The sequence below is a fragment of the Veillonella faecalis genome (genome assembly GCF_024677885.1).
In the GTDB taxonomy this organism is placed as follows: domain Bacteria; phylum Bacillota; class Negativicutes; order Veillonellales; family Veillonellaceae; genus Veillonella; species Veillonella nakazawae.
The window spans coordinates 249,732-276,252 of sequence record NZ_JALBWL010000001.1 but is presented as its reverse complement, the minus strand read 5'-3'; the positions used below and the strand labels follow the sequence as shown (position 1 = coordinate 276,252).

At 38.8% G+C, this 26,521-nt stretch carries 25 protein-coding genes; 8 read left to right on the top strand and 17 right to left on the bottom strand.

Features of this window, described 5'->3' with window-relative positions:
* Nucleotides 1–84: 84 nt before the first annotated feature.
* Nucleotides 85–939, bottom strand: a complete 855-nt coding sequence (locus tag MOQ65_RS01255) for a sirohydrochlorin cobaltochelatase (RefSeq protein WP_257846421.1) — start codon at nt 937–939, stop codon at nt 85–87.
* A gap of 207 nt (nt 940–1,146) precedes the next feature.
* Nucleotides 1,147–2,028, bottom strand: coding sequence for a sirohydrochlorin cobaltochelatase (locus tag MOQ65_RS01250; RefSeq protein ID WP_257846420.1), 882 nt, complete (start codon nt 2,026–2,028; stop codon nt 1,147–1,149).
* Between the two features lie 417 nt (nt 2,029–2,445).
* Here MOQ65_RS01250 and MOQ65_RS01245 point away from each other — a divergent pair, with 417 nt between their 5' ends.
* Entirely contained in the window at nt 2,446–3,435 is a 990-nt protein-coding gene (locus MOQ65_RS01245) for a sirohydrochlorin cobaltochelatase (protein ID WP_156719005.1), read from the top strand.
* Between the two features lie 51 nt (nt 3,436–3,486).
* Nucleotides 3,487–4,428: an ABC transporter substrate-binding protein gene (locus tag MOQ65_RS01240; protein ID WP_005386213.1), complete on the top strand. Its 942-nt coding sequence runs from the start codon at nt 3,487–3,489 to the stop codon at nt 4,426–4,428.
* 70 nt (nt 4,429–4,498) lie between these two features.
* Here MOQ65_RS01240 and MOQ65_RS01235 read toward each other — a convergent pair whose 3' ends face one another.
* From MOQ65_RS01235 to MOQ65_RS01180, 12 genes are all read right to left on the bottom strand, one after another.
* Nucleotides 4,499–5,281 carry an ABC transporter ATP-binding protein gene (locus MOQ65_RS01235; protein ID WP_119207130.1) on the bottom strand — a complete coding sequence of 261 codons (783 nt, stop codon included), beginning with the start codon at nt 5,279–5,281 and terminating at the stop codon, nt 4,499–4,501.
* Nucleotides 5,281–6,276, bottom strand: coding sequence for a FecCD family ABC transporter permease (locus MOQ65_RS01230; RefSeq protein WP_257846419.1), 996 nt, complete (start codon nt 6,274–6,276; stop codon nt 5,281–5,283). Before MOQ65_RS01230 ends, MOQ65_RS01235 begins: the two co-directional genes overlap by 1 nt.
* Nucleotides 6,277–6,514: 238 nt before the next feature.
* Nucleotides 6,515–7,180 (bottom strand): precorrin-8X methylmutase, encoded by a 666-nt coding sequence (locus MOQ65_RS01225; RefSeq protein ID WP_156719007.1) that lies wholly within the window; start codon nt 7,178–7,180, stop codon nt 6,515–6,517.
* Nucleotides 7,167–7,955: a precorrin-6A reductase gene (gene cobK / locus MOQ65_RS01220; protein ID WP_257846418.1), complete on the bottom strand. Its 789-nt coding sequence runs from the start codon at nt 7,953–7,955 to the stop codon at nt 7,167–7,169. The genes MOQ65_RS01225 and cobK overlap by 14 nt, the downstream gene beginning before the upstream one ends.
* Nucleotides 7,952–8,641 carry a precorrin-3B C(17)-methyltransferase gene (gene cobJ / locus MOQ65_RS01215; RefSeq protein ID WP_004696265.1) on the bottom strand — a complete coding sequence of 230 codons (690 nt, stop codon included), beginning with the start codon at nt 8,639–8,641 and terminating at the stop codon, nt 7,952–7,954. Before cobJ ends, cobK begins: the two co-directional genes overlap by 4 nt.
* Before the next feature lie 29 nt (nt 8,642–8,670).
* The gene (locus tag MOQ65_RS01210) at nt 8,671–9,816 is read right to left on the bottom strand and encodes a cobalt-precorrin 5A hydrolase (protein WP_257846701.1); all 1,146 of its coding nucleotides are present in this window, start codon (nt 9,814–9,816) and stop codon (nt 8,671–8,673) included.
* A gap of 4 nt (nt 9,817–9,820) precedes the next feature.
* Nucleotides 9,821–10,582 (bottom strand): precorrin-4 C(11)-methyltransferase, encoded by a 762-nt coding sequence (gene cobM / locus MOQ65_RS01205; protein WP_024064141.1) that lies wholly within the window; start codon nt 10,580–10,582, stop codon nt 9,821–9,823.
* Nucleotide 10,583: 1 nt separating this feature from the next.
* The gene (gene cbiT, locus MOQ65_RS01200; RefSeq protein ID WP_054748358.1) at nt 10,584–11,171 is read right to left on the bottom strand and encodes a precorrin-6Y C5,15-methyltransferase (decarboxylating) subunit CbiT; all 588 of its coding nucleotides are present in this window, start codon (nt 11,169–11,171) and stop codon (nt 10,584–10,586) included.
* Nucleotides 11,168–11,794: a precorrin-6y C5,15-methyltransferase (decarboxylating) subunit CbiE gene (gene cbiE, locus MOQ65_RS01195; protein WP_009351756.1), complete on the bottom strand. Its 627-nt coding sequence runs from the start codon at nt 11,792–11,794 to the stop codon at nt 11,168–11,170. The genes cbiT and cbiE overlap by 4 nt, the downstream gene beginning before the upstream one ends.
* Nucleotides 11,770–12,888, bottom strand: a complete 1,119-nt coding sequence (gene cbiD, locus MOQ65_RS01190; RefSeq protein WP_257846417.1) for a cobalt-precorrin-5B (C(1))-methyltransferase CbiD — start codon at nt 12,886–12,888, stop codon at nt 11,770–11,772. The genes cbiE and cbiD overlap by 25 nt, the downstream gene beginning before the upstream one ends.
* Before the next feature lie 71 nt (nt 12,889–12,959).
* Nucleotides 12,960–13,454: a YajQ family cyclic di-GMP-binding protein gene (locus tag MOQ65_RS01185; RefSeq protein WP_004696277.1), complete on the bottom strand. Its 495-nt coding sequence runs from the start codon at nt 13,452–13,454 to the stop codon at nt 12,960–12,962.
* Between the two features lie 311 nt (nt 13,455–13,765).
* Nucleotides 13,766–15,382, bottom strand: coding sequence for a WG repeat-containing protein (locus MOQ65_RS01180; protein WP_257846416.1), 1,617 nt, complete (start codon nt 15,380–15,382; stop codon nt 13,766–13,768).
* Nucleotides 15,383–15,555: 173 nt separating this feature from the next.
* On the opposite strand from MOQ65_RS01180, the gene MOQ65_RS01175 reads away from it, so the two are divergent.
* From MOQ65_RS01175 to MOQ65_RS01165, 3 genes are all read left to right on the top strand, one after another.
* Nucleotides 15,556–16,455, top strand: a complete 900-nt coding sequence (locus MOQ65_RS01175; protein WP_257846415.1) for an RluA family pseudouridine synthase — start codon at nt 15,556–15,558, stop codon at nt 16,453–16,455.
* 252 nt (nt 16,456–16,707) lie between these two features.
* Nucleotides 16,708–17,637: a class II fructose-1,6-bisphosphate aldolase gene (fba, locus tag MOQ65_RS01170; protein WP_060924176.1), complete on the top strand. Its 930-nt coding sequence runs from the start codon at nt 16,708–16,710 to the stop codon at nt 17,635–17,637.
* 3 nt (nt 17,638–17,640) lie between these two features.
* On the top strand, nt 17,641–19,197 hold the full coding sequence (locus MOQ65_RS01165) for a putative polysaccharide biosynthesis protein (protein ID WP_257846414.1): 1,557 nt from the start codon (nt 17,641–17,643) through the stop codon (nt 19,195–19,197).
* A gap of 78 nt (nt 19,198–19,275) precedes the next feature.
* On the opposite strand, the gene MOQ65_RS01160 is transcribed toward MOQ65_RS01165, so the two are convergent.
* Nucleotides 19,276–20,661, bottom strand: coding sequence for a hypothetical protein (locus tag MOQ65_RS01160; RefSeq protein ID WP_257846413.1), 1,386 nt, complete (start codon nt 20,659–20,661; stop codon nt 19,276–19,278).
* A 123-nt stretch (nt 20,662–20,784) separates the two neighbouring features.
* A complete protein-coding gene (locus tag MOQ65_RS01155; protein ID WP_257846412.1) occupies nt 20,785–21,822 on the bottom strand; it encodes an AEC family transporter in 1,038 nt (345 codons plus the stop codon).
* 262 nt (nt 21,823–22,084) lie between these two features.
* Here MOQ65_RS01155 and MOQ65_RS01150 point away from each other — a divergent pair, with 262 nt between their 5' ends.
* Together MOQ65_RS01150 and MOQ65_RS01145 are read left to right on the top strand one after the other, a co-directional pair.
* Entirely contained in the window at nt 22,085–22,825 is a 741-nt protein-coding gene (locus MOQ65_RS01150) for a gamma-glutamyl-gamma-aminobutyrate hydrolase family protein (protein WP_257846411.1), read from the top strand.
* Nucleotides 22,826–22,840: 15 nt separating this feature from the next.
* Nucleotides 22,841–24,148 (top strand): APC family permease, encoded by a 1,308-nt coding sequence (locus tag MOQ65_RS01145; protein ID WP_257846410.1) that lies wholly within the window; start codon nt 22,841–22,843, stop codon nt 24,146–24,148.
* A gap of 417 nt (nt 24,149–24,565) precedes the next feature.
* On the opposite strand, the gene MOQ65_RS01140 is transcribed toward MOQ65_RS01145, so the two are convergent.
* Nucleotides 24,566–25,405, bottom strand: a complete 840-nt coding sequence (locus tag MOQ65_RS01140; RefSeq protein WP_257846409.1) for a hypothetical protein — start codon at nt 25,403–25,405, stop codon at nt 24,566–24,568.
* A gap of 139 nt (nt 25,406–25,544) precedes the next feature.
* On the opposite strand from MOQ65_RS01140, the gene MOQ65_RS01135 reads away from it, so the two are divergent.
* Nucleotides 25,545–26,204 (top strand): HAD family hydrolase, encoded by a 660-nt coding sequence (locus MOQ65_RS01135; protein ID WP_257846408.1) that lies wholly within the window; start codon nt 25,545–25,547, stop codon nt 26,202–26,204.
* The last annotated feature ends 317 nt before the right edge of the window (nt 26,205–26,521 follow it).

Genomic DNA, 26,521 nt, shown 5'->3' with positions numbered 1-26,521 from the left:
GGTTCTCCTATTCTTATAGTTACATTCTATTTATAAATTTCATTTCTTTTATTATAACTAATTTATGCAAGATATACAAAACTACTATTTAATATTTGGAATTGTTGGACGATGTGAACTACGTTTGCCATACAAATCATCAATACAATCTTGCACATGTTGACGGAAGATATCTTGTATTGCTTCATATTCACCAAGTGCGCTATGGATTGGTTTAACTTCATAACCATAATCGGCAAGTTCATTAATAACGCTATCTTCTTCGTCACCAAAGAGATCGTTTTGTGCATGATCTCCAAGAACTAATAATAATGGGTGCACATAAATTGTATTTGGACGCTTCCCATCAAGCCATTCCCATGGCATAGCTACGTCTGCTACATATGGCGCATTTTCTAGCACCGCAATACGTACATTCGTAAGCCCCTCACGAATTAGTTTAAATTGTAAATTACCATATGAGGAATTACCAGAACCAAGGCCACCATGACCAACTAGTAATAAACCATCGTCCTTAGAAATGTTAAGAGATTTAATGAATCGTTCAATTAAGATTTGGTAATCATCTGGATGCTCTTCTTGCCCTATGTAATATACGAGTGGTCGACCTACACGCAACACTTCTAGTTGCCCCTCCCCTTCATGAGCAAGGATATTATTTTTCAATTTATCAAACTCTTCACCGCCAGTGAAGTGAAGTGGTTGTACATAAATATGTGTATACCCTTCTTGGATGAGTTTTTCTAATGCCCCTTGTTCAGTAGGCACCTCAATACCACGTTCGCGTAAACGCTTAACGATAATACGAGAGGAAAAAGCTAGTTCCACAGTATAGTCCGGATAAGCTTTACGGATATGTTCTACTACGGAATCAATATTATGTTCACGAGCACTGTCAACAGTGGACCCAAAAGCAACAACTAAAATAGCTTGTTTCATGGAAGTCTCCTTATCTAATTAATACTGTATCTTAATCATACCATAGACGACACCTTAGGGGCATACCATAGGACGTATAAAATGGATATTATAAATATTTTTCATAGTAAAAGTAAAAATCCTCCTCATTGGATTTCCAACAAGGAGGACTTTCACGTATATAAAGGAGTGTGGAGAGATGTATGTCTAATTATATGAGAGATCAAACTAAGAAATCATACCTTGTGCTTCCATACGAGAGTTTGTCATAACAGGTTTTACAGACTCGCGAGGCATGGGACGTTTACGATCAGACATGCGGATAGCTTGACCTAAATGCTTCAAGAATAAATCTTGTACATAAGGATTTTCACCAAGGCCTTCATTCCAAATATCTACATTATATCCTTCTTCAGCAAGCAATGCATAAATGGAATCAGACCGATCACCGCCAAGATAGTCCATCAAATGAGTAGAACCGATGAGTGCCAATGGAACTACGAGCAAATCTTTATGTCCCATACGATCAAGCAATGTAAGCGCTTGTTTAAATGTAGGGAAACCATTTGTCGTAAATACTACTACATTTGGTGCAGCTCCATACATAGCTTTTAATTGCAATGTACTAAACTCTAATTGATTTTGACCATTCGCCATAAGCACTACAGATTTATTTAGCGCTTTTGTATTAACATGACGTACGATGCTTTCTAATGTTGCTTCATAATCATCAGCATAATTTTTTACACCTAACGACGTAAGCAATGGTTTACCAATGTTCACTTGTGTGAAACCATATTCATTACTATGTAAAAACTTCAATGCTTGTTTACGCATTTGTTGGTAACACTGATCTGCTACCAATGTTATAGGTTGAATGTATACCTCATCGACACCCATACGAGCAAAATCCTGCATAGCCTCTGTGAAAGAAGAAATCTTATCATCGTACTTCTCATTCCACTTCTCTACTAATGCATCAGATAAAAATACACGACGTACCTCCATATCGCTATACATGGAACGTACTTTTTTCTCTATACTGCCGATGGATTTCTCCACAGCATCTTGATAAATTGATCCAAAGGATGCAATAATTATGCCTTTCATATGTGACCTCCATATCGCTCATACATGATACAATCTCCATAACTGAAAATTGTTATCAACTACTATGTAATAATAGTACAAGATTCACGAATATAAGTCAATGAGAAATAATATCAAAATTTATCTAGATGACAAGAAAATAAAATTACTTATATATTCACATATTCATATCCATATAACCAAAAAGAATATAATTATAAAAGCTAATACTATACTATATTCATCACATTAATTTCTTAAAAACTCCTTAATTTTCCTATACTTCTAGGGGTATGGGGTTTATTGACACCCCTATTTCCCTTTGTTACGATTGGCGTAAGGTTATATATATGCAATAAATCTACATTTTTCAATATATTAAAATTATGTAAATAATTGCATATCCCTGTAGTTTTAGTTTTGGATAGGAGTATAGAAATGAAAAAACAATTAGCTTTAGCATCCGCTATTCTAGGTCTTGCAGTATCCTTTGGTGCACCTGTTGTATCTAATGCTGCATATCAATTAAATGAAGAAGTAAAAGATCCTACACCTGCATTAAAAGAGGCATCTACTATTGGTGTTCGCACACATGAAACTAAAGAACTTCAAAATCTTCAAAACAAAGATGCTATCGTAGTTATGAGCTTTGGTACAACTTATAAAGAAACTCGTGCTAAAACAATTGATGCTACTGTAGCAGCTATTCAAGCAGCTCACCCTAATACTAAAGTAGTAACAGCTTTCACAAGCCACATTATCCGTGACCGTATCCAACAAAAAGAAGGTATTACATACCCAACTCCTGAAGAAGCATTAGCCCAATTGAAATCTGAAGGTTACTCTCGCGTAGCTTTGACATCCTTGGATGTTATCCCTGGCATGGAATACAACTATGATGTAGCTGTTTATAACCTTTACAAAAATAACTTCAAAAAAATGACACTTGGCACTCCACTTATGTACTGGATGGGTCAAGAAGGCCAAACTGATGAAGTTATTCAAACAATTAAGGCTGTACAATCTCAATTCCCTAAAGTAGGCAAAGAAGATGCTGTTCTTATCATGGCTCATGGTACTCCAGATCCTGCAAATGCTTACTATTCTGTAATTCAAGACCGTATCCATACTCTTGGTATGAAAAATGTATTTATCTACACAGTAGAAGGTACTCCAAATCTTGAACAAGTTATCCCTCAATTGAAATTACATGGTATTAAACATGTTACATTGATGCCATTCATGATGGTAGCAGGCGACCATGCAAACAACGACATGGCTGGTAAAGAACCAGATTCCCATAAATCCATCCTTGAAAAAGAAGGCTTCAAAGTAGATACTTACCTTCATGGTTTAGGTGAAAACCAAAATATCCGTAACTTATTTGTTGAACGTGCTAACGAATCTTGGGACGCTTTACAAAAATAATCAATCTACAATTTAACTAGTATCGTTATATAACGTACATAGGAGTACATCATGAAAAAATTACTACTTTGTAGTCTAGCTTTGGTCATGATCGTACTAGCAATAGCTGGGTGTGGTAAATCCACATCCAGCTCTTCTGCTACTACGAAGGAACTTACCTTTAATGGTGAAACCTACACTGTACCAAAGGATCCACAACGCATCGCTGTTCTTTCAAACTCCGTATTGTCCATGCTATACGCAGTGGATGGCAAGGCTATCTCCCGTGCTAGCACAACAGATAAGTTAGCTCCAGATTTAGAGGCATTACCTGCATTGGGTCAAACGGCTAACATCAACATGGAACAATTGTTAGGTTTAAAACCGGATGTGGTATTGGGTTTGGAAAATCAACATAAAAAATATGAATCCCAATTACAATCTAACAATATTCCAGCCGTACTTTTCAATTACGATGGCATTAAGGATAATGTGCCAATGCTAACATTCCTTGGAGAGTTAACCAACCATCAAGATAAGGCTAAATCCGTTATTGCCACCTATGAAAGCAACATTCAAAAGGTAAAGGATGCTATTAAAAACCAACAACCTGCACGTGTTGCTGTATTACGTGCTACCGGTAAAGGTGTGACAGCCGAAACCGACGAAGCAGTAACTGCATCTATGGTCAAAGAATTAGGTATGACAAATGTTGTAACATCTCACCTAGATGGTACAACTAAGGATAAAACGGTACCTTATTCTCTTGAAACATTAACCGCAGATAACCCTGATATTATCTTCGTCGTTACCATGGGTAAAGAAGAAGAAATTACAAAGGCCATGAAGAAAGCTATGACAGATAATCCTGCATGGGCAAATCTTAAGGCTGTACAAAACAACCGTGTCATTTACTTACCATCTAAACTATTCCTACTTAACCCAGGTCTACAAACACCTGAAGCTATGGCTCGTTTAGTGAAAGAAGCATATGGCGTCGATGTGACATTTTAACATATCCTAACATACTAAAGAGGGCATTCCCCATTTCGGGAATGCCCTCTTTCACTTATAGTCTAGCTATCTACTCAACTAAACCTTTTACGCGTACATATTGTTTATCATCAAAGGTATCGATTTGTACATCTACGGAAAATACATCTCTAAATAGTTCATCCGATACGATTTCTTTCGTTTCTCCAGCTGTCACTAAATGACCATCTTTTATAATGGCCATATGATGCGAGTATTGTACGGCTTGCGTCAATTCATGAAGTACCATCAATACGGTTAACCCTTGTTCATCATTTAATCGTTTTAACAATTCCATAATTTCCAGTTGATGATTAATATCTAAATATGTCGTTGGTTCGTCTAACACTAATAATTTTGGTTGTTGTGCTAACGCCATAGCAATCCATACTCGTTGCCGTTCACCACCAGATAAGGATGGAATTAATTGATTCCGTAAATGATTCGTTTTTGTAATTCCTAATGCATAGTCAACGATTTCTCGGTCTTCTTTGGCCGTATTCTTCCACCACATTTGGTATGGATAGCGTCCACAATATACCAATTCTTCTACGGTCATATCCTTTGGCATATTAGGCACCTGTGGCAGAAACGCCATTTGACGTGCCAATTCATTTTGTGAATACGACTGTAATGGTTTACCTAAAATAGTCACACAGTCACGAGGACTATGAATATATCCAATCATAGACCGTAAGAGTGTACTTTTACCACAACCATTAGGCCCGATTAAAGTCGTTATTTTACCAACAGGGACAGATACATTAATGTCATGTAAAATATGACGATCACCGAGAGTGACGGATAACTGGTTTACATCAATAGCCGTATTCATTAGTTATCCCTCCTCAATAGATATAAGAAGAATGGCGCCCCAAAGAATGCCATGATAATACCAACCGGTACCTCAATTGGGCTCCACATAACACGCCCTACCGTATCACTAACAACGAGGACGAGTGCCCCTAATAATGCAGAGCCGGGGAGTAAATACGCATAATCATTACCGATGATAAGTCGTAACATATGCGGTATAACGAGGCCTACGAAACCGATTAAGCCCGCAATACTAACGGCACCTGCTGCTAATAGAGCCGCAACAGCAGTCATAATAAACCGCGTTTGTTCTACCTTAAGACCTAACCCCTTTGCTGTTTCATCACCTAAACTTAAAATCGTAAGACGTTTAGCACCTAAACAGGCAAAAATGAGACCGACTAACGCGTATGGGAACAGAACCTCTACTTGAGGCCAACTGCGTGCAGCCAAGCCCCCTACCATCCAAAGTAAGGCTCCTTGCACACGATCTCCATAGAATACAAGTAGTGCAGAAATACCAGAGCCTAAAAAAGCAGCCACCGCAACACCAGCCAAGATGATACGGCTTGGACGTACACCATTCTTCCAAGCAAGAGCATATACCATCAACGCCGCAGCCATAGCACCTATAAAGGCGACGAGAGGCACAATATGATCATAGCCAGGGAATAGAATAAATATAATAACACCGGCAAGTCCAGCACCGGACGAAACGCCAACGATTTGAGGATCTGCTAAAGGATTCTTCATTACGGCCTGTAAAATGGCACCCGATACGGCTAAACAAGCACCAACTAGTGCAGCTACAATATTACGAGGCAACCGAATATTCCAAATAATTTGTGATGATGTATCTGTTAGCTCACTAGCCCACAATGTATGCCAAATCTCCGTTAATGACACCGGTGTAGACCCCCAAATAAGGGATATAATCATGCTAGCTACAACAGCAACTATTAAAAAAATAATAACTGATAATCGAAATAATTTTCGTTCATTAATAGATGCCATACGAACCCCCTCTCCAGATTTTCATATAACAAATACGTTATTTTGAAAATCCTAAATTTTTAGACTTAGTACTACCTATTATAGAGATACTACCAGTTAAAAATATTTATTTTTAACTGGTAGTATCTAAAAAAGATAATATTATAGGCCTAAACATTTACTTTTAACTGGTAGTATTAAAAATATACAGTAAAACCCGAATCGCAAAAAACTACTAACATACGATTCGGGTTTTGTATTATTTAGACTCTTTGCCTTCTACGAAGAGCATGTCATTGCGTTTTACATCTGTGTAAAGCAATGCATTACATACGGAAGCAGCGATTGGGCTACCACCTTTGTTACCTTTTACAGTGATGTAAGGAACTGGGGATACTTCCATCAAATAGTCTTTGGATTCTGCAGCGCCTACGAAGCCTACAGGGATACCAATGATAAGAGCAGGTTTAACGCCTTCTTCGAGGGCTAAACGCAATACTTCGTACAATGCTGTTGGAGCATTACCGATAGCAACGATTTGACCTTCTAATTGTTTGCCAAATGTACGCATAGCGGCGATAGAGCGAGTTACCCCCAACTCTTTAGCCATTTTAGCTACATTTTCATCTTTGATTAAGCAATGTACTTCATTACCACGAAGTTTAAGAGCCGGTTTAGAAATACCTGTGCGAACCATTTCTACGTCAGTGTAAATATCTGCACCATTGTCTAATGCTTCTATACCTTTTTGAACAGCGTCAGGGCTCATTTTTACGAGTTGAGCATATTCAACGTCACCAGATGCGTGAACTGTACGAGATACAACGCGTACTTCATCATCGGTTAAACCTAAATCCTTTACATAATCGTAAATGATTTCCATACTTTTATCTTCAATGGCTTTAGGATTTTTAACGTAATCCATTAGTGTCCTCCCATAATTTGAAAAATTCATCATTAGATGATACCACATGTCCTTCAATCTTAACACGTGGACGATCGATAACAATAACATGGATACCAAGATCCATAGCTGCTTGTAATTTCGTATCTGCCCCACCTACAAGACCAGAGTTTTTCATAACTACAACGCTAGCCTTTGTATCGTGGAACATGATGCGGTTCATATCGTAAGAAAATGGACCTTGCACTGCAACGATGCGTTTCGGACTCACATTGAGGTCTTCCATCATCTGTAATACCTCTGCTGTAGGCAAAATACGGGTCCATACTTCGCAATCTTGTAAGGCTTCAGATTTGGCAAAGATGTGCATTGTCTTACTACCAGTCGTCAAATACACATGGCTGTTATTTTCCTTAGCTAATTTGCCTGCTAAATTGGCTGCTTCCACTTCGTCTACTACGATATGTAATTTATCATAGTCTGGCAATGGCACCTCTTTACGTTCAAACCGAACAAAAGGTATACCTTCGGCCTTTGCTGCATCTTGAGCCGTAGCTGTAACAATAGCAGCATACGGATGACTTGCATCAATTAAGAGTCGTACATTGTGCTCTTTAATCAAGTTTTGCATCGCCTCTTGGTCAAGACGGCCCGTATGTACGGTAATGCCTTTATGGGCAGCAAGCTCTGCACCATACTGACTAACAACCGTAACAAGTACATCTTCACCAGTCCGTTTTTGGATTTCTACCGCTAAGGTGCGACCATCCAAAGTACCGGCAATAACCCAAATCATAATTTGTAGCCTCGAGGTGTAATCATGCGACCGTTTTCAACATAAGTTTGGCTGTTGCCAATGATAACAAGTGTTTGCATATCTACTTCTTCATTTGTGAAGTTTTCAAGATCAGAGATTACCATATGTTGACCTGGGCGACCGGCTTTTTGCACGATGCCAACAGGTGTTTTAGGGTCGCGGTATTTAAGAACGATTTCGCGAACTTCATCTAAGTGAGTAACGCGTTTTTTACTACGTGGGTTGTATAAGGAGATAACCATGTCGCCTTGTGCGCAAAGGTCAGCACGTTTTTTAATAAGATCCCATGGAGTCATCAAATCACTCAAAGAAATGACTGCAAAATCATGCATCAATGGTGCACCCAATACGGATGCTGCAACGTTTACAGCACTAAGGCCAGGTACGATATCTACGGAAGGACGTTTTTCTGCTGGCACTTTATTAGCAAGTTCTAACACAAGACCTGCCATGCCATATACGCCAGAGTCACCAGAGGATACTACAACTACTTGATGACCTTCTACCGCTAAATCAACGGCTTGTTGGCAACGATCTACTTCTTGCATCATTGCAGTACCTACAGTTTCTTTACCTTCGATAAGGTCTTTGATCAAGTCGAGGTATGTCAAATAACCTACAACGCGGTCAGCAGCTAAGATAGCTTCGCGCGCTTGAGGCGTCATAAACTCTTCATCGCCAGGGCCGATACCGATTACTTTGATGTTACCTGTGCAATGGCTACCGTTGTTTTGGGATAAATTGTTTTGTGCTGTATTAATGTTCGGCTCTTGGCCGCTAGTAATGCCGTTGTCTCGCATACGTTTCCTACTCCTATAGTTCCTTTTACAAAATTAGATTCTTTTAATTCTTCTTCTTCAATGAGTGGTGCCATCTCGTCCTGTGTATAGAACACGATAGGCCACCCCATAATTTGCATAGCCTCTAATAGGCCTACTTCGTCTTGTTTAACGATGACCGATGCTGCCGTTACAAGGCTCTTTGGTGAAAGCTTATGGGCTGCCAGAGATTGTTGAATAGCATCAAGAATCAATTCCTTCGGCGTGTCTCGACGACAGCCAATGCCCATCGTATAGGTACGAGGGCGCAAAATCAATTGATGACCATACTCGGCAATTACTTTGTCCGTAATGACCACCCGAGAAGTCCCCTCTTCAGAGCTTTCATGTTTACATGGAATAGAATCTAGTTGATTCAAAGAAACAACATGAACCATACCATGCTCACCAATATGAGCTTTCGCAGCTCGTTCTAAATGCTCTGCATTCGGTAAGCTAGCATCGATATAATAATCAACTCTCTCTCCTCCAACAATGGCAGAGTTTACATTGATTAAAGTTTGAAAATCATCGACCAACAGATGCTCGTGGCGCGCCAACACGTCAGGCGCTGGCAATCCGTTTACATCCGTTGCGGTTGTAATGACGGGGTCCGCATCGATGGCCAGCGAAATGGACTGCGTCCATTCGTTGGCGCCCCCAAGGTGCCCAGACAATAAGCTAATCACATGGTGACCCACTTCGTCCATTACGACTACCGCAGGATCCTTGGATTTATGCTCAATATACGGTGCAATCATGCGCACTACGATACCGAGTGCCATAATACAAAGTACTTGGTCGTAATCCTTGAAAATCTGTCCTATATGGTTTTTGAGGGAGTCAAAATAAATAGCCTCACCACCAGAGGGACGATTTTCCTTTTCAAAGCAATCCGCATGGGGTGCCACCAAAGACTTGATGCGTTGACCTAGCTTTGCACCTCGTTCAGATACAGAGAGAATAGCCGTTCTATTCTTCTTAACTCCAGTCGTAGATGCAGCAATTTCTGGTGCTTTCATCATATTAGTCCTTAGCACTGCGGTACATGTGAGCAAAGCCTTTGTCGTAAAGTTTAGATAATTCGTATTCGCTATCTAATACATGGCTTACTACGATCATAGCTTGGCGCAATACGCCTTCTTTCGCTACGATGTCCGCAATGGTTTCCAATGTGCCGCGGATAATGCGTTGGTCTGGCCAAGACGCTTTTACCACGATTGCCACTGGAGTTGTTTTGTCATAACCGCCCTCGATGAGTTCAGCTACAACCTTATCTAACATTTGAACGCTAAGGAAAATACACATTGTTGCTTCATGAGCTGCTAACATGCGCAATTTTTCCTTTGGAGGCATCGGTGTACGGCCTTCCATGCGTGTAATGATAACTGTTTGGGACACATTAGGTAATGTGTATTCTTGTTTTAATGCCGCTGCTGTAGCAAGGAAAGAGCTTACACCTGGCACGACTTCATAAGATATACCCATCCCAGCCAATGCATCCATTTGCTCTTGAATCGCACCGTAAATAGCAGGGTCACCTGTGTGAAGGCGAACTACGCTTTTACCAGCCTCAACGGAAGCTTTCATAACAGCCAACACCTCATCAAGGTTCATAGTAGCACTGTTATGAATTTCACAGCTTGGTTTACAAGCCTCTAAAATGGCAGGGTTTACCAAGGAGCCAGCGTAAATAACAACGTCTGCCTCTTGCACTAAACGATACCCTTTGCGAGTGATTAACTCAGGATCCCCAGGGCCTGCGCCTACGATATGTACATCAACCATATTACTCTCCTTCTGCGATACGCGTTGCAGATACAATGAAAATTGGGCTCAATGGATCTAACAAATGATATGGACCAGCCTTGCGGTAACGGCTGATAGACATTTGGTAACCTTCATAGGTGAAAGGACGACCTTTCAACTCTTTAAGAATTGTGTAGCCAGTTTCCATTGTTACAGCAGTTACAACTAGACGGCCACCAATTTTTAATAGACGTTGCGCCTCATCCATGATGCCTGTCATACCACCAGCACTACCGCCGATAATAACCGCATCAAGCTCAGGCAATTCTTCCATGCCTTCAGGAGCTTTAGATTTGATAACCGTCATATTATTTACATTGAATTTCTTCATATTTTCATTGATAAGGTCGATGCCTTTATCAAAGCGCTCAATCGCATATACATGCCCTTTAGGAGCTGCCAAGGCTGCTTCAATGGAGATAGAGCCCGTACCAGCACCTACGTCAAGAACGATGCTATCTTCCTCGATGCGTGCCTCGTTCATAACGGCTTTGCGAATCTCGCATTTCGTCATCGGCACGTCACCGCGGATAAATTCCTCATCAGGAATTCCGAAAAAATGTCTCATCCTAGTACCACCATTACAGAATGACCAAAGCCTTCAAGCTCAGTTAATACCTCTAACGTGGAGTCTACAATTTTTTCATCATCATAGCTCAAACGCTCAAGGGCTGCTGCTCTCGTTTCTTTTGGCCAACCTGCATCTATTAAAATACGCGCAATATGCGCTGGATTATATTCAGGATCCGTCAAGAACCCCATCTTTTTACCTGCTTCATATACGAGCTTCTCTGGTGCCGGTTGGCGACCGTGAAAGCTCATTAAATCCGCATCATGCCACACCTCATTAAGTCGTGCGAAGGCAAAGGTCATAGAACTAATGCCGGGCACAACCTCAATAGGGTTAGCAGTAAATTTCTTTTTCAAATACGGTAACAAGCTGTAGTAGCCTGTATCACCGCTTACCATAACTACAACATCATGGTCGTTGAGCTCACGCTCAATTTGCTCAGCCAGTAAGCTAAGCTTACCTGTCACAGGATATGTAATTTGACCAGGCTCTTGAAAGTCCTCTAAAGAACGTTCACTACCTACCAATACTGTGGCATGTTTAATTAAATTAAGGCCTCTAGGCACCACATAATCAGGATTACCCGGACCAATGCCTACGATATACAAGGTATGTGCCATTGTTCAAGCTCTCCTATCTCTTTAGCATGTTTATCCATTGCCAAAATCTCACCTTTTAAGGTGGTAATAATGATACCTACCTCTGCTTCATTAGCAATGTATCGCTCACTACGTAACGATGCACGATCTACAACACGTTGGTACACACCAGTCAGTCCTTCACGCTCTAATATTGGGAACGTAGACTCTGTAGTTTGGCAATTGAATAGCTCTTCACACACCGCTTGGGATGCCCCTTCTAAAGCGGCATAGGCTACGATGCTTTCCATACGACCATCACTCATGCGATTGTGTGTATGGAAACTACCACTAGCAAGTTTTATTAGCTTACCAATATGACCGATGATCAAAATACGCTTGAAGCCAATTTGTACTGCCTTTTCCAGCATAAAGCCGATAAAGTTACTGGTTTCTGCCATTTGGTTCTTATGTATACCAAGTACTTGTTCCGCCAGATCCTGACCGATACGGCCCGGCACGAGAACAGCCGTTTCACAACCATTGGCTTTCATAACCTTTAGCTGAGGCACTAACGAGTTTTTGAACCCTTCTTCACTCATAGGCTTAACGATACCCGTAGTACCGATAATGGAAATACCACCTTCGATACCTAGGGTATGGTTTAAGGTTTTCTTGGCTAATACCATACCATTTGGTACGCTCACCGTTACCGTTACACCTTGGCCATGTACACAATGCTCGTCAAAGACGATGTTCATCATCGCCCTAGGCCCTGGATTGATAGCCGGTTCTCCTGGCGGCATCGCAAGTCCCGGTTTTGTTACCGTCCCTACACCAAAGCCTGCCCGGAATCGTAGTTCACCAGTATCATCAAGAGTCACCGTCGTTTCCACATCATTGCCATGGGTTACATCAGGATCGTCGCCGCCGTCTTTCATAACGGTCACCTTAGCCTCTGTATCGGATATGACCTCTACCTGTTTGATAGGTACCTCAATATACTGACCTTGAGGATTTTCAATGACCACTTGATCCACGATGTTCTTATCTAAGAGAGCCAATAAACCAGCTTTCATACCTGCCGTAGCACATGAACCTGTGGTATAGCCACCCTTCATGTCCTCTACTTTCATAAGGCCTCCTACACCGATAGGGTTAGCAACTCCAATGATTCAAACTAACCCTATCTTATGGACATATGTTATTAGGAACGGAAGTTAACGAATTGCAATTCTACAGGGATATCCAATTGTTTTAACATTTGGATTACTGCTTGCAAATCATCTTTATCCTTACCAGATACACGCACTTGATCCTCTTGGATAGATGCTTGTACCTTAATTTTCATGTTTTTAATTGCTTTTACTACTTCTTTAGCATTTTCTTTTGTAATGCCTTTTTTAATAGTAATGATTTGGCGAACTGTAGCACCAGCAGCTGGTTCAACTTTGCCATAGTCAAGATTTTTAATCGCTACGTTACGTTTAACCATTTTGCCTTTTAAAACATCGATAATGGCATTCAATTTATATTCATCATCACCGATGATTTTGATAGTGTCGCCTTCAAGACTGATTTCCGCTTTGGAGCCACGGAAATCATAGCGTGTACCAATCTCTTTTTTCGCTTGGTTTACCGCATTATCTACTTCCTGCATATCCACTTCAGACACAACGTCAAAGGAACAATCTTTAGCCATTTTATACCTCCTACACCTGAACCCGTTGGGCATGGGGTTCATAGCATTACTTTCATCATCCTCATATTCCAAGTGAAAGTGTAAAACTACACCAAATCGGAATATATCTCTATAATTATACCTTATAACAGGCTTATTTTCTAGGTAAATCGACTTTTTTAATTATAACTATTATTAATCATAGAAGAATTATCCATTGAATATCTATCGAATAAATATATAGATAAATATAAAAAATTTATACATATAATCAATATAGTCAAGAAATAGAAAAAGACTGCACTCTTTCAAATGCAGTCTTAACATTATCATTATAAAATTGTGATTTCATCGTAAGTAGGTTGAACTACTAACTCGCCTTTAGAGTTGATAATCCCCCATTTGCCTTTAATTTTTACAGGGCTGTAACCATGAGAGAAGCTACCAGTACCAGAAATATCTTTCATAACTGAAGTTTCTGTCACTGTACCATCAAGGGATAGAATCTTATAATTACCATCTTTATTATATACCCATGTATACGTATCACCAAGGAATGTTTTTACGTTCATAGATCTATCGCCTTTATAGATAACGCGACCAGTAGCCATATCTACTACATAACGATTTGTATCGTTAGTAACAGACATTTCATGTTCACCTACAAACTCAATAGTATCGTATTTAAATGGCACCTCTTGTTTGCCCGTTTCCATATCAAAAATACCGTATTTATTAGTATCTTTGTTTTTCAATGTCAACAATACATTATTCATATCGATTGTACCTGCTTCATAGTTGCCAGGTTGAATTACATATTGGCCTTGACGATTCATAAAGCCTAATTTACCTTCATTACGAACCAAGGTACCATGTTCTTCCATAGGATATACATAATCGTTTTTGCTATCGATTACAACCGCACCATTACGATCAATATAACCACGTTTCATACCATCATCTACAAGACCGCCAAGGCCATCAAGATATACCCCTCCGTGATTATAGAAATATCCCATACCTACAAGGCCTAGAATACCACCAAGGCCAAAGTGACTAACCTTACGGCGGAATTCAGCTAAGCCATTTTTATATGGATATACTTCATTAGATGGAGCATTAAACAATACAATACCTTTACCATCGATAGCAACCACTTTGCCATTAGCTTTTACAAAGGCACGGTCCTCACTAAATTTAGTTTCTACATCGGATAACGCTTTAAATTGAGGCTGAATCACTACATTGCCATTTGCATCTTTAAATCCTAGTTTACCTTTTTCCGTGAAAGCTACATAAGAATCACTTGGATAGTTTTGACTAGCAGTTTTAGGATCAAAATCATTTAACTCTTTAACAGCCGTATTCTTCTCATTAAGGCTGCTATATAAAGCTTCTTGCGCTTCTTTGCCGGATTCTAATACAGTACCATCGCCTTTAATGTGAGAAATTTTATTTTTACCTTCCTCAACAAAGAACGTACCATCCTTTTTACTAGATGCGTCTAAAGATTTATAGGCTGGCGCAAGTACGACTTGACCATTAGTACCTACGATTCCCCATTTTCCCTTTTCTTTAACAAGGCCTAAATAGCCTTGTTGTAATAAAGAGTCATCTTTTAATACCTTCATAGCTTTTTTAACAGCTACTGGTGGCTCTTTAACAGCCCCAGAAATAGGTACAAAAGTATCAAGTCGACCAATACCAACACCTACGCCCACAGAGGTACTGCTAGAATGGTTTGAAGATTTTTCTGTAGTTGTTGTTGTAGATGTAGATAGAGTCGAAGTATGTTGTTCACGTGTAACTTTTGTACTAGTAGATGTTGGTGTATCTTGATTCATCACTGTTGTACTAGTAGTAGATGTTGTAGTAGATGCTGCGAAAGCACTTGTAGACATAGCCGCCAACACACAAGCGACTAATAAGGATTTCTTGTTAAGATTCATAAACCTCTCCTTTTACAAATTAAACTTAGGTACAAAACAATTATATATATACTAAACCTATATATTAAAAATATATAAAATTTATTAACATAAATTATACTATATAGACCTTTAGAAAAACAACAAAGGATGAAAAATTCTTCATTTACTTTTTATTTGATATAATAAAAGTTATGAAAACAGCAACCATAATCGACTTGATTGTAGATTCTGATGTACATACACAGTCTATGAATCATATTATAAAACAACAGCATATTTCCCAACGTATGCGGCGGCGATTGCGAAATGACGGTATTATAACAGTCAATGGCAAACCAGCCTCTTGGAATACTCTTGTCCACGGTGGAGACCATCTCGTTATGAAGTTAACCCCTGAACAAGAGTTTAGTTTAAGTCCTATAGACCTGGATATCGTATACGAAGATGAGCATATTCTAGTCATCAATAAAGAAGCAGGTATTCTAATGCATCCTACCTCAACGGTACGAGATCATACCTTAGCAAACGGCATTCTACATTACTACCAACAGACAAATCAGCATTATGATTTTCATCCGGTTCATCGATTGGATAAGGATACCTCTGGCATTGTTATCATCGCAAAAACATCTGTTGTACAACATGCGTTTGATAAAAAGCGTACTCATTTCCATAAAAACTACGACGCTATTGTAGAAGGTCAATTACCTACTAATCACATAAGCATTCAGTGGCCTATCGGACGCAAACCAGGCAGTATTATTGAGCGTTGTTGTACAATCGAAGGTAAACCAGCGCACACAGATATAACGGTTCTTAGTAGTAATGCCATTAGTCAAAATATGGTAGACCAATACTTCACTCATGTTCAATGTTTGTTACATACAGGGCGAACCCATCAAATTCGTGTCCATCTATCTCAACTGGGATATCCCTTGGCGGGAGATGATTTATATGGTGGTCATTTAAATTATATTGGACGCCAAGCACTCCATGCATCACGGGTTAGCTTTTACCATCCCATGACAGATGAATGGTTAGAACTACAGGCACCAATACCATCGGATATGAAGGCATTAATGACCTACTAAGGTAATCAATATTTACTAAATAAACACCAATACATAAAAATTAACCCACATGGGCCATAAAATTTGACGAATTTTATGCATAAGTTATACAAAAAATATTGGCCCTTTATAGTGTTTCTTGATATACTTAACTTGAATTGATATATGATTGCAATAACACTAGTTTTTTATCTAGCTCATATGCGCTAGAAAGACTAGCAGTCACAGTATTAATAACATGATATGACAGGCCCTATGGCCAAGGAGGACAACATGCCATTAGTTACTACTACAGAAATGTTCAAAAAAGCCTATGAAGGCGGCTATGCTGTTGGCGCTTTCAATGTAAACAACATGGAAATCGTACAAGGTATCGTAGACGCTGCAAAAGAGGAACAATCTCCTCTTATCTTGCAAGTATCTGCAGGTGCTCGTAAATATGCTAAACATATTTACCTTGTAAAACTCGTAGAAGCAGCTCTTGAAGACAGCAATTTACCTATCGCTCTTCACCTTGATCATGGCGATTCCTTCGAAATCTGTAAAGACTGTGTAGATGGTGGTTTCACATCCGTTATGATCGACGCATCTCACCATGACTTTGATGAAAACGTAAAAATTACTAAACAAGTTGTTGAATATGCTCACGCTCATGGCGTTGTAGTAGAAGCAGAACTAGGCCGTTTGGCTGGCGTTGAAGATGATGTAAACGTATCTGATGCAGATGCTCGCTTCACTGACCCAGAACAAGCTGCTGAATTCGTACATCTTACAGGCGTAGACTCCTTAGCAATTGCTATTGGTACTAGCCATGGCGCTTACAAATTCAAAGGCGACCCTTACCTCGACTTCGATCGTTTGAAAAAAGTTGGCGAATTGTTGCCTGACTTCCCTATCGTATTGCATGGTGCATCCTCCGTATTGCCTGAATTCGTAGCTAAATGTAACGAATTCGGTGGCAACATTCCTGGTGCACAAGGCGTACCTGAAGAAATGCTTCGCAAAGCAGCTCAAATGGCAGTTTGCAAAATCAACATCGATACAGACCTTCGTCTTGCTATGACTGCATCCGTACGTGAATACTTGGCTCAAAATCCATCCGAATTTGACCCTCGTAAATACTTAGGACCTGCTCGTGATGCTATTAAAGGCATGGTAGCTCACAAAATTAAAAATGTATTGGGTTCTTCCAACAAACTATAATCAATGGCTAGTGGATTTTTAAAAGGAACCTTAATTTTAACCATTGCCGGTTTCGTAGTGAAAGCCATCGGTAGTATTAACTGGATTCTTCTATCCCGCATCTTGGGTGGTGAAGGCATCGGTATCTACCAGATGGCCTTTCCTATCTATTTGTTACTATTACAAATTTCGAGCGCAGGTGTGCCGATTGCCATCTCTATTTTGACGGCAGAACGATTAGCCTTACACGACTTTGGTGGTGCTAAGAGAGTATTTAATATATCTTTTACAATGTTAACCATTACAGGCTTTATCGCCAGTCTTGCCATGTACTTTGGTGCAGATTGGCTAATCTCTAGTGGACTCATTGCTGAAAGCCGTGCCTACTACTCTATCATCGCGCTCGCTCCGGCAGTATTCTTTGTAACGTGGATTTCCTGCTTCCGCGGGTATATCCAAGGCTATGAAATGATGACGCCAACAGCGGTCAGCCAAATCGTAGAACAACTGTTACGTGTTATCGTCATGCTCGGTGCTGCAGCAATCTTATTGCCTTACGGTTTACCAGCTGCTGCAGGCGGTGCTAGCTTAGGTGCTGGCGTAGGTGCCTTTGGTGCCTTCCTAGTCCTCTTGTACTACTACTATAAATTACCTAAGGCTAGTAGCACTGGTGAAAGCTATGATGGTCCTCGTGAATCAGCTAAAGAAATTTTGTCACGACTCTTAACATTGTCTATTCCAATTTCCTTAGCAAGTATCATGTTGCCACTGACGGCTAACCTCGATTTGCTCATCGTACCACGTCGACTCTTAGATGCGGGATTCCAGATGAACGAGGTAACAGAGTTGTTCGGTTACCTTACAGGTATGGCGGTACCGCTCATCAACTTGGCAACCATCATTACAGCGGCCCTTGCAACAAGCATTGTACCAGCTATCTCTCATGCCTTTGCCAAACGCGATCACCAAGGTATTTATGAACGTACCTCTGGCTCCATGAGATTGACATTTATGGCTACTGTACCATTTACAGTGCTATTGTATGTACTTGCTGCCCCAACAGTTACCTTGATTTATAATGCACCTAAGGCAGAATTAGCTACACAAATTACAGCGTTCTCTATCTTCTTCCTTGGTGTACACCAAGTAACAACAGGTATCTTACAAGGTCTTAACAAACCGCGTATTCCTGTAATTAATATGGGTATTGCGTTAGTAATCAAAGTCATCCTGAACTGGACATTAACGGCCATCCCATGGCTTGGTATCGGCGGTGCCGCTTGGGCAACCGTTGCTGATATTGGCTTTGCTGCGTTACTCAACTTGATTTATATCAAAAAATACACAGGCTACTTCCTTGATATTTCCCTTCTATGGAAAAATGTGGTCAGTGCCGGTGTCATGGGTATACTCATCTTTATGAGTTACCACTACTTAACAGATATCTTACCAATGTGGGTTAACTTCATACTCACAGGTATCGAAGGCTTATTGCTCTATGTTATTATCATGGTTCTTCTAAAAGGACTTAATAAAAATGATGGTGCAAGCATGCCACTCATCGGAAGATTCTTTAGATAAGCATAAAAAAAGAGGTTTAACACTCAAGTGTTAAACCTCTTTTTTATGCTACTCACTTTACGCTATCTTTTTATAGTATTACTTCTTATCATTATGTGCTTTTTTATCTTTCACAATATCCCTAATAGTAGGACTTGTTTGTAATACGTCTAACATTTCAGGTGAAATACCGATTCCCACAAAAGCCTTATCATTCCACGCTTTACTATGTTTAGCATCTACATATTGAATTACGTCTCTCAATTTATAGTTACTTACGTGAACATCATCAGGTTTGTATAAATAATACGTATAAACATACTGATTATCATACAAAACCATGCCAAATAGTGTTGCATTTTCCTTGTTAGCTTCAAAGTATAAAGCTGGAACACCATTGTTCCAAACTGTGGCATATTGTAATCGCTTATGACCTTTCAAAGCATATTTTTTAACAACAGTTCTTAAGTAACTATATAAAATATTTTGTTTTTCAACACTAGCACCTTCTATAAATGGTTGCTTACCAAATACAGCTTTAATACGTCCAGACATATAAACATCATATTCAGCAGGGCCTATAACCTCATGTTTCTTGAATTTGCTATTTTTTAATACCCTAAATGTATAAGGTCCCAAATGAACAGAATCAGTATATGCTAACACATCACTAGCAGGCTTAATAGAAGGTAAAACAAAATTAGCCAAAGGTCCCATTGTATCTGAGATAGAACGTTTAGTATCATCTTTAATATAATTTTTTATAATATCTTTATTAAGAGATTGACCAATATGATAAGAAAGAGTCGGTGTTTTCGGTAACGTAAAATTAATTGTCCCCTCTACATGATGATTATCTAAGCCTATTACATCCCACGTTGCTTTTTCAAGTCCAGGATAAGTAAATACATCACCATCTACAAATCGAACTGAGTCTTTTCGCTTTTCTAATCTCTCATTCAAAGTATTCTGTAAAAGAGATTTATTTAAATCAGTATACTCTATATTTGTATCTTCCCATTTAGAACCTTTAGGCTGTTGTCTTGTTTCATATCTAAAATCAGATACGGCATTAATAGTTCCTCCCACACTCTTAATGGAAGACTTAGACATATGTTTAGGATCAATAGACCAACCTACTATACTTTCTTTTGAGCCTGTAAATTTAATATCAGCCCCATTTTCTGTAATAATATATACACTCCTAGAATGATGTATTGCTCTAGTCAATTCTTGTACTACATAAATATCATCACCTAATTTTTCATTATCATAATTTGGCTCATGTTGTGCCCATTTTTTAACCTCAGACTCTTGGAAGTCATCAACCTTCTTAGCAACTTCTCCTTGAATACGATATTCTTGATACGCTTCTTTCCCAATATCTGGGCGAGCCCCAGGAATATTAACATCAATGGCCTGAGATACGCCTATAGTCCCTATAAACCCAATACAGCTTAACAATAACAAACGTCTTAGCATCATATCTCTCTCCTTAAACACATACATTTATTTATAATTTTAACACTTAGTTTATATTTTATCAATTTCACTTGTATAGAAAATATAGGAAAAAAAGGTCTGACTATATTAGTCAGACCTTTTAGTTTATGCTGTTATGCCTATCATAGTTAAGATTTCCATAATAATTGGTATGGCTACCACAAATAATATAGTACTAATCATGACAAGTCCTGTAGCAAATGGCAAGTCAGATTTCGATTCATTGGCTACAATTGGTAATACTGCAATAACGGGACCCGCCGATTGTACAACAAAGGTAATGATTGCTATTGGTTCTAGGACGATACCTGCGCCATATTGCAAGCCCAGAATGACACAGAACATAATAATCGGTGAAATTACAAAACGACCGATAATACCACCAATAGAATCTTTATTAAGACTCATACTTTTTAGCCCCGCATCATGAAGTACAATACCAATATAAATCAAGGATAATGGGGTTACCATATCTCCTAAGTAATTTAATGTAGTATGTAAAATTGGTGCTAAAGGAATTTCAAAGAATAAGAATATTAATGCTACAAAGAACCCTAACAATGGTGGAGGTAATAACTTCTTCAAATCAAATTTAAACTTCTTATGATTTGTTTCTGTAGCTATTGTGCTATTACTTATACCATCAGTTTTACTATTATCAAAACCTAATTCAGCATTAGGCAGTGGATCTAATTCTAAAAGGAATACCCCTACCATCCATACTGAAATAGTGTTACCGATATAATATAACAAGAAATATGGTAGCGCATCTTGACCAAAGAGGGCGATTTGCACTGGCAATCCTATAAATAAGCAGTTATCATTAACTACCATATTTATAAAAATACCACGCCTACCTCGAGGTACTTTTAGTACTTTCATCATGATAAAAGCAACGATATACGCAATTACATAGGTTAATGTAACGGCTAGCATCCCATATCGTAAGTCCCATAAATCCGATGTATGTAGATGATGCAATACAGATACGAATACACCGGCTGGTAACGCAACAGACATGATAAATCTAGATAGATTACCACTAAATATGGGATGAAACATCCCTCGCCCTTTTAATATATATCCTAGCGAGATCAGCAATACAATAGGTATGATGCTCTGTAAGGATGTAAGAAAAACCATAGTAAACCTCCCGTACAGTTTATTCGTAATCTATCATACCATGTTTTTAACAAAACATATACGAATATAATTATCCCTATAAAACCGAATATAATTATCCCTATAAAACTAATATGAATTTTAGAAAATGTAACAATGTTAACATATTTTAGAATGTATAAGTTTTATAATTAATTGCAATAGTAGTATTATTTATTCACGAATATTTGATATACTTAAACTATACTAATTGTACAAATTTTTACACATACGAGGTGATATTATGACAAAACCATTCATTGGTGTATCTGGCAATATCTTACGAGATAACGGCGGTGCCTACGTAGATTTGTTACGTTCTTATGTAAACCATGATTATCCACGCTCTATCGAAGAGGCTGGTGGTATTCCAGTTATCATTCCATTTACAAAAAATCTCGATGTAGCCCGTGAAACAGTGGCAAAACTTGATGCCTTATTATTATCTGGCGGACATGATGTATCTCCCCTAAATTACGGTGAGGAACCATTGCAAGGTCTAGGCGATGTATTCCCTGAACGAGATCAATTCGATTTCGCATTATTGAAAGCAGCGGAAGAAAAACAAATTCCTATCTTTTGTATTTGCCGAGGCATTCAAATTTTAAATGTATATCGTGGAGGTTCTCTATACCAAGATTTACAGTATGATGAAAGCTGTACGATTAAACATTCACAAAATCAAACGCCTGCATTAGGTACACATACAGTAGATATCGAGTTTGAATCTAAGCTTGCTAGTGCTATTGGTCGTTCCACATGGATTACTAACTCTCACCATCATCAAACAGTAAAACATGTTGGTAAAGGTTTACAAGTAGTAGCAAGAGCTAAGGACGGTACTGTAGAAGGTTTAGAAGACTCCTCCTATCCTTGGTTAGTAGCTTGCCAATTCCATCCAGAAATGATGTCTGAAACAGATGAAAATGCAAAACGTTTATTTGCTGCCTTTGTAACAGCAGCTCGAGAAAATATAACTAAATAGTAGGAAGGTTTTAGTATGAAAGAAACAGGAAAATTTGGCTTCTGGAGTATTGTACTCCTAGGCATCAATGGTATTGTAGGGACAGGTATTTTCCTACTACCAAACAAAGCATATTCTATCATTGGTTCCGCTAGTTTAGGCGTCCTATTATTTGATGCCGTTATTGCAGGATGTATCGCCCTTTGCTTTGCTGAAGCGGCAAGCTTATTTACACGTAATGGCGGACCTTACCTATATGCAAAACATGCATTAGGTGACTTTTGGGCCTTTGAAGTAGGCGTTTTAAAATGGATTGTAACCGTTATTGCTTGGGCGGCCATGGCCGTTGGCTTTGCTACCGCATTAGGTGCTGCAGTACCGGCGTTAAGTGGTGATCTTGCAAAAGATGTTATTTCATTTATCTTGATTATAGGTCTTACCATTGTAAATATCTTTGGTGTTAACGTATCAAAATTCGTTAACAACTTAATCACTATTTCTAAGTTAGTTCCTCTTGCCCTATTCATTGCAATTGGCATTTTCTTTATAAATGGAGCTAACTTTACGCCAGTCTTCCCGCAAGATACTTATGTAGATGGATCATTTGCACAAGCTGCCGTTCTTCTATTCTTTGCCTATACAGGATTTGAAGTTATTGCCATTGCTGCAGAGGATATGAAAAACCCTAAGAAGAATTTACCACGTGCTATTATCATGTGTATGCTTCTCGTGTCCGTTCTATATATGGCAATCCTCGCCGTATCTATCGGTGTACTCGGCTCTGACTTGGCTAATACAAAAGCACCAGTCCAAGATGCTTTTAACGTAATTGTAGGTCCTATCGGTATGTACGTTGTATTAGTAGGAACACTAATTTCTATGGGTGGTATCAACTTTGCGGAGGCTTACTATGCACCTCGTGTGGCTACCTCTATGGCTGAAGACGGTATGTTACCAAGTGCTCTAGCTAAACGTAATCGTTACAATGCACCATATGTTGCAGCTATCGTTACAGCCATTGCCAGTGTACTACTTGCATGGTCTGGTTCCTTTACTACACTAGCAGCCATCAGTGCAGTATCTCGTTTTACACAATACCTACCAACATGTTTAGCGGTTATTATCTTCCGTCGTAAATGGGCAGACAAAACTCGATCTTATACAATCCCTGGTGGCTATTTAATCCCAGTCATCGCTATTGGCACATCCCTATGGATGCTCGCCCAAGCACAAACTAACCAATTACTATGGGGTCTAGGCGGCTGTATTGTAATCTTGCCATTCTACTACTCCTATTGGAAAAAGAAAAAAGCTGGTCTCATTAAAGACCATGACGAAATGTAGAAAAGCTTTTAGTTCGCTTACATATATCTATTTAGAGATACTACCAGTTAAAAATAATTTCACGCATCTCATATATACTCTTTTTTGAGATATTACCAGTTAAAAATAATTATTTCTAATTAAATTTAAAACTACCAGTTAGTCATGTTGTTTTGTAAACCGATCTTCAATAATAGGAGGTCGATCTACTACAACGTGAAATTAACTGGTAGTTTTTTACATTTCTAGACTAAATATAATACTTTTAACTGGTAGTATCTCATTAATCATATATAGTTAGACTAAACATAATTCTTTTAACTGGTAGTATCTCATTAATCATATGTAGTTAGACTAAACATAATACTTTTAACTGGTAGTATCTCGCTAACCATATATATTTAGACTAAGTATAGTACATTTTACTGATAGAGTTAATTAAAATAAATCTTCTTCAAGAGTTGTCGTTTTGCTTAGTTCTTCTTCAATATAGCCAACTTCATCAGTGGCTTCATCTTCGTCACGTGTGTCAATATAGATACTAATAAGCGCTAGTGCGCCTTCTTCATTGAGGGTTGCAATGGCACTCATAGGACCATAGGTTAAAATAAGGCCATCTTCTTCATCGCGAATGATATGAGGTACCGCATCAAAGTGTTGGTTCATGAGCTGATCAAAGTAATCTTCTACATCAAGGCCGCTTTCAAGGGTGATGGATTCAGCATCACCTTTTTGGAATACAACACGTGTGTCTTCATCGATGTACTGATAAAAATCATCCACATCGACATTCGCTGTTTCAAGCCACATGCTGAGGGCTGTAATCCAATCTTTCACAGTAGTTGGTGCAGAAATAAATGCATACTCGCTTTCATCCTCGCCAAAGCGAAGGTCATAATACTCAATACTATAGTTTTCCTGACTAGATACGATACGGTCTACAAGGCCCTCATCATTTACATCAACAAAAATCATGTACACATAGTTATCGCCGCTTTCATAAGAAACAGTCAAACCATGACGACCCTCATGGAAAAGCGCATCCTCCTCGTACACATCGGTAATATGCATCACCTTGCACGTAACAGGCACATTATCAGCCTTAATAGACTCCGTCATAGAGGATAAAAACTCAATACTTTCATTACGATTGCGGCCAATAATACCACGCCCTGTGGACATGTACTCACAATCCTCAGCCAAAATGTTTTCAATACCATGAATATCTGCAGATTCAAGAATAGATTTTATCAATAAAAGAGCTTGTATTTCAGTCATACTACGCCTCCTATACGCTGTAATTAATACTGCTATTATTGTAACACAATTATAGTAACAAATATGGCTATTCTCTTGATTTTCTCCATATTTATCATATACTTATAAAGTACATATTGATTTCGTATTGGAGGTCCCCATGAAATATACAACCATCGTCTTTGATTGCGACGGCACATTGCTCGATACGGCTACAGATTTAGCGAATGCTGTAAATCATGTACTACGTACACATAACTTCCCTGAAAAGTCTCTAGCAGAGGTAAAGGCAGCGCTTGGTAATGCAGTAACGTACTTGATGCGTCAATGTTTACCAAGTTCTGTGGCAGATAACGAATTAGAGCCATACATCAATGAATTCAAAGCATACTATGGTGAGCATCTGAAAGATACGACAGCTCCCTACCCAGGCATCCTAGACATGCTTGATGTATTACGTGAGCAAGGCTATAAATTGGCTATCGTATCTAACAAAATCCAAGAAGGTGTAACACCTCTCAACAAAGAATACTTCGGTGATCGCTTACCTGTTGCTATTGGTGAAAGACCAGGATTACAACGTAAACCAGCACCAGACATGGTACTCCAAGCCTTAAAAGAACTAGATTCTACACCAGAAGAATCTATTTATGTAGGTGACTCTGAAGTTGACGTAGCTACTGCGAAAAACTCTGGTCTACTCTGTATCGGTGTTACCTGGGGCTTTAGAGAAGAATCTCTCCACCAAGAATTAGGCGTAACACATATTGCCCGTAAAGCAGAGGATATTCTTGGCATTGTAGAAAACTTAAATAAATAACATCCTAAATTACAATCATTAATCTATAACAAATTCATATAAAATAAACGATTTATATCTTAAAACCGCACAAAAATGGGAATTAAAATATTAGACTTCTCATTTTTCGCGGTTTTTCTTTTATTTTCTCTAATTTATTTGAACTTTCACATTATACTTTTTACGCATAGATAGTATTTCCAATCTATTGCCTTAAAAATGTGATATATGTTACATTTATGAGGCAGTGCTTTCACATAGATATGCCGTCAATTCAATAGCTAGTGTATTGAATAGGAGATGACAGCATAAAATCATGTGACTATTTTACTGTATGG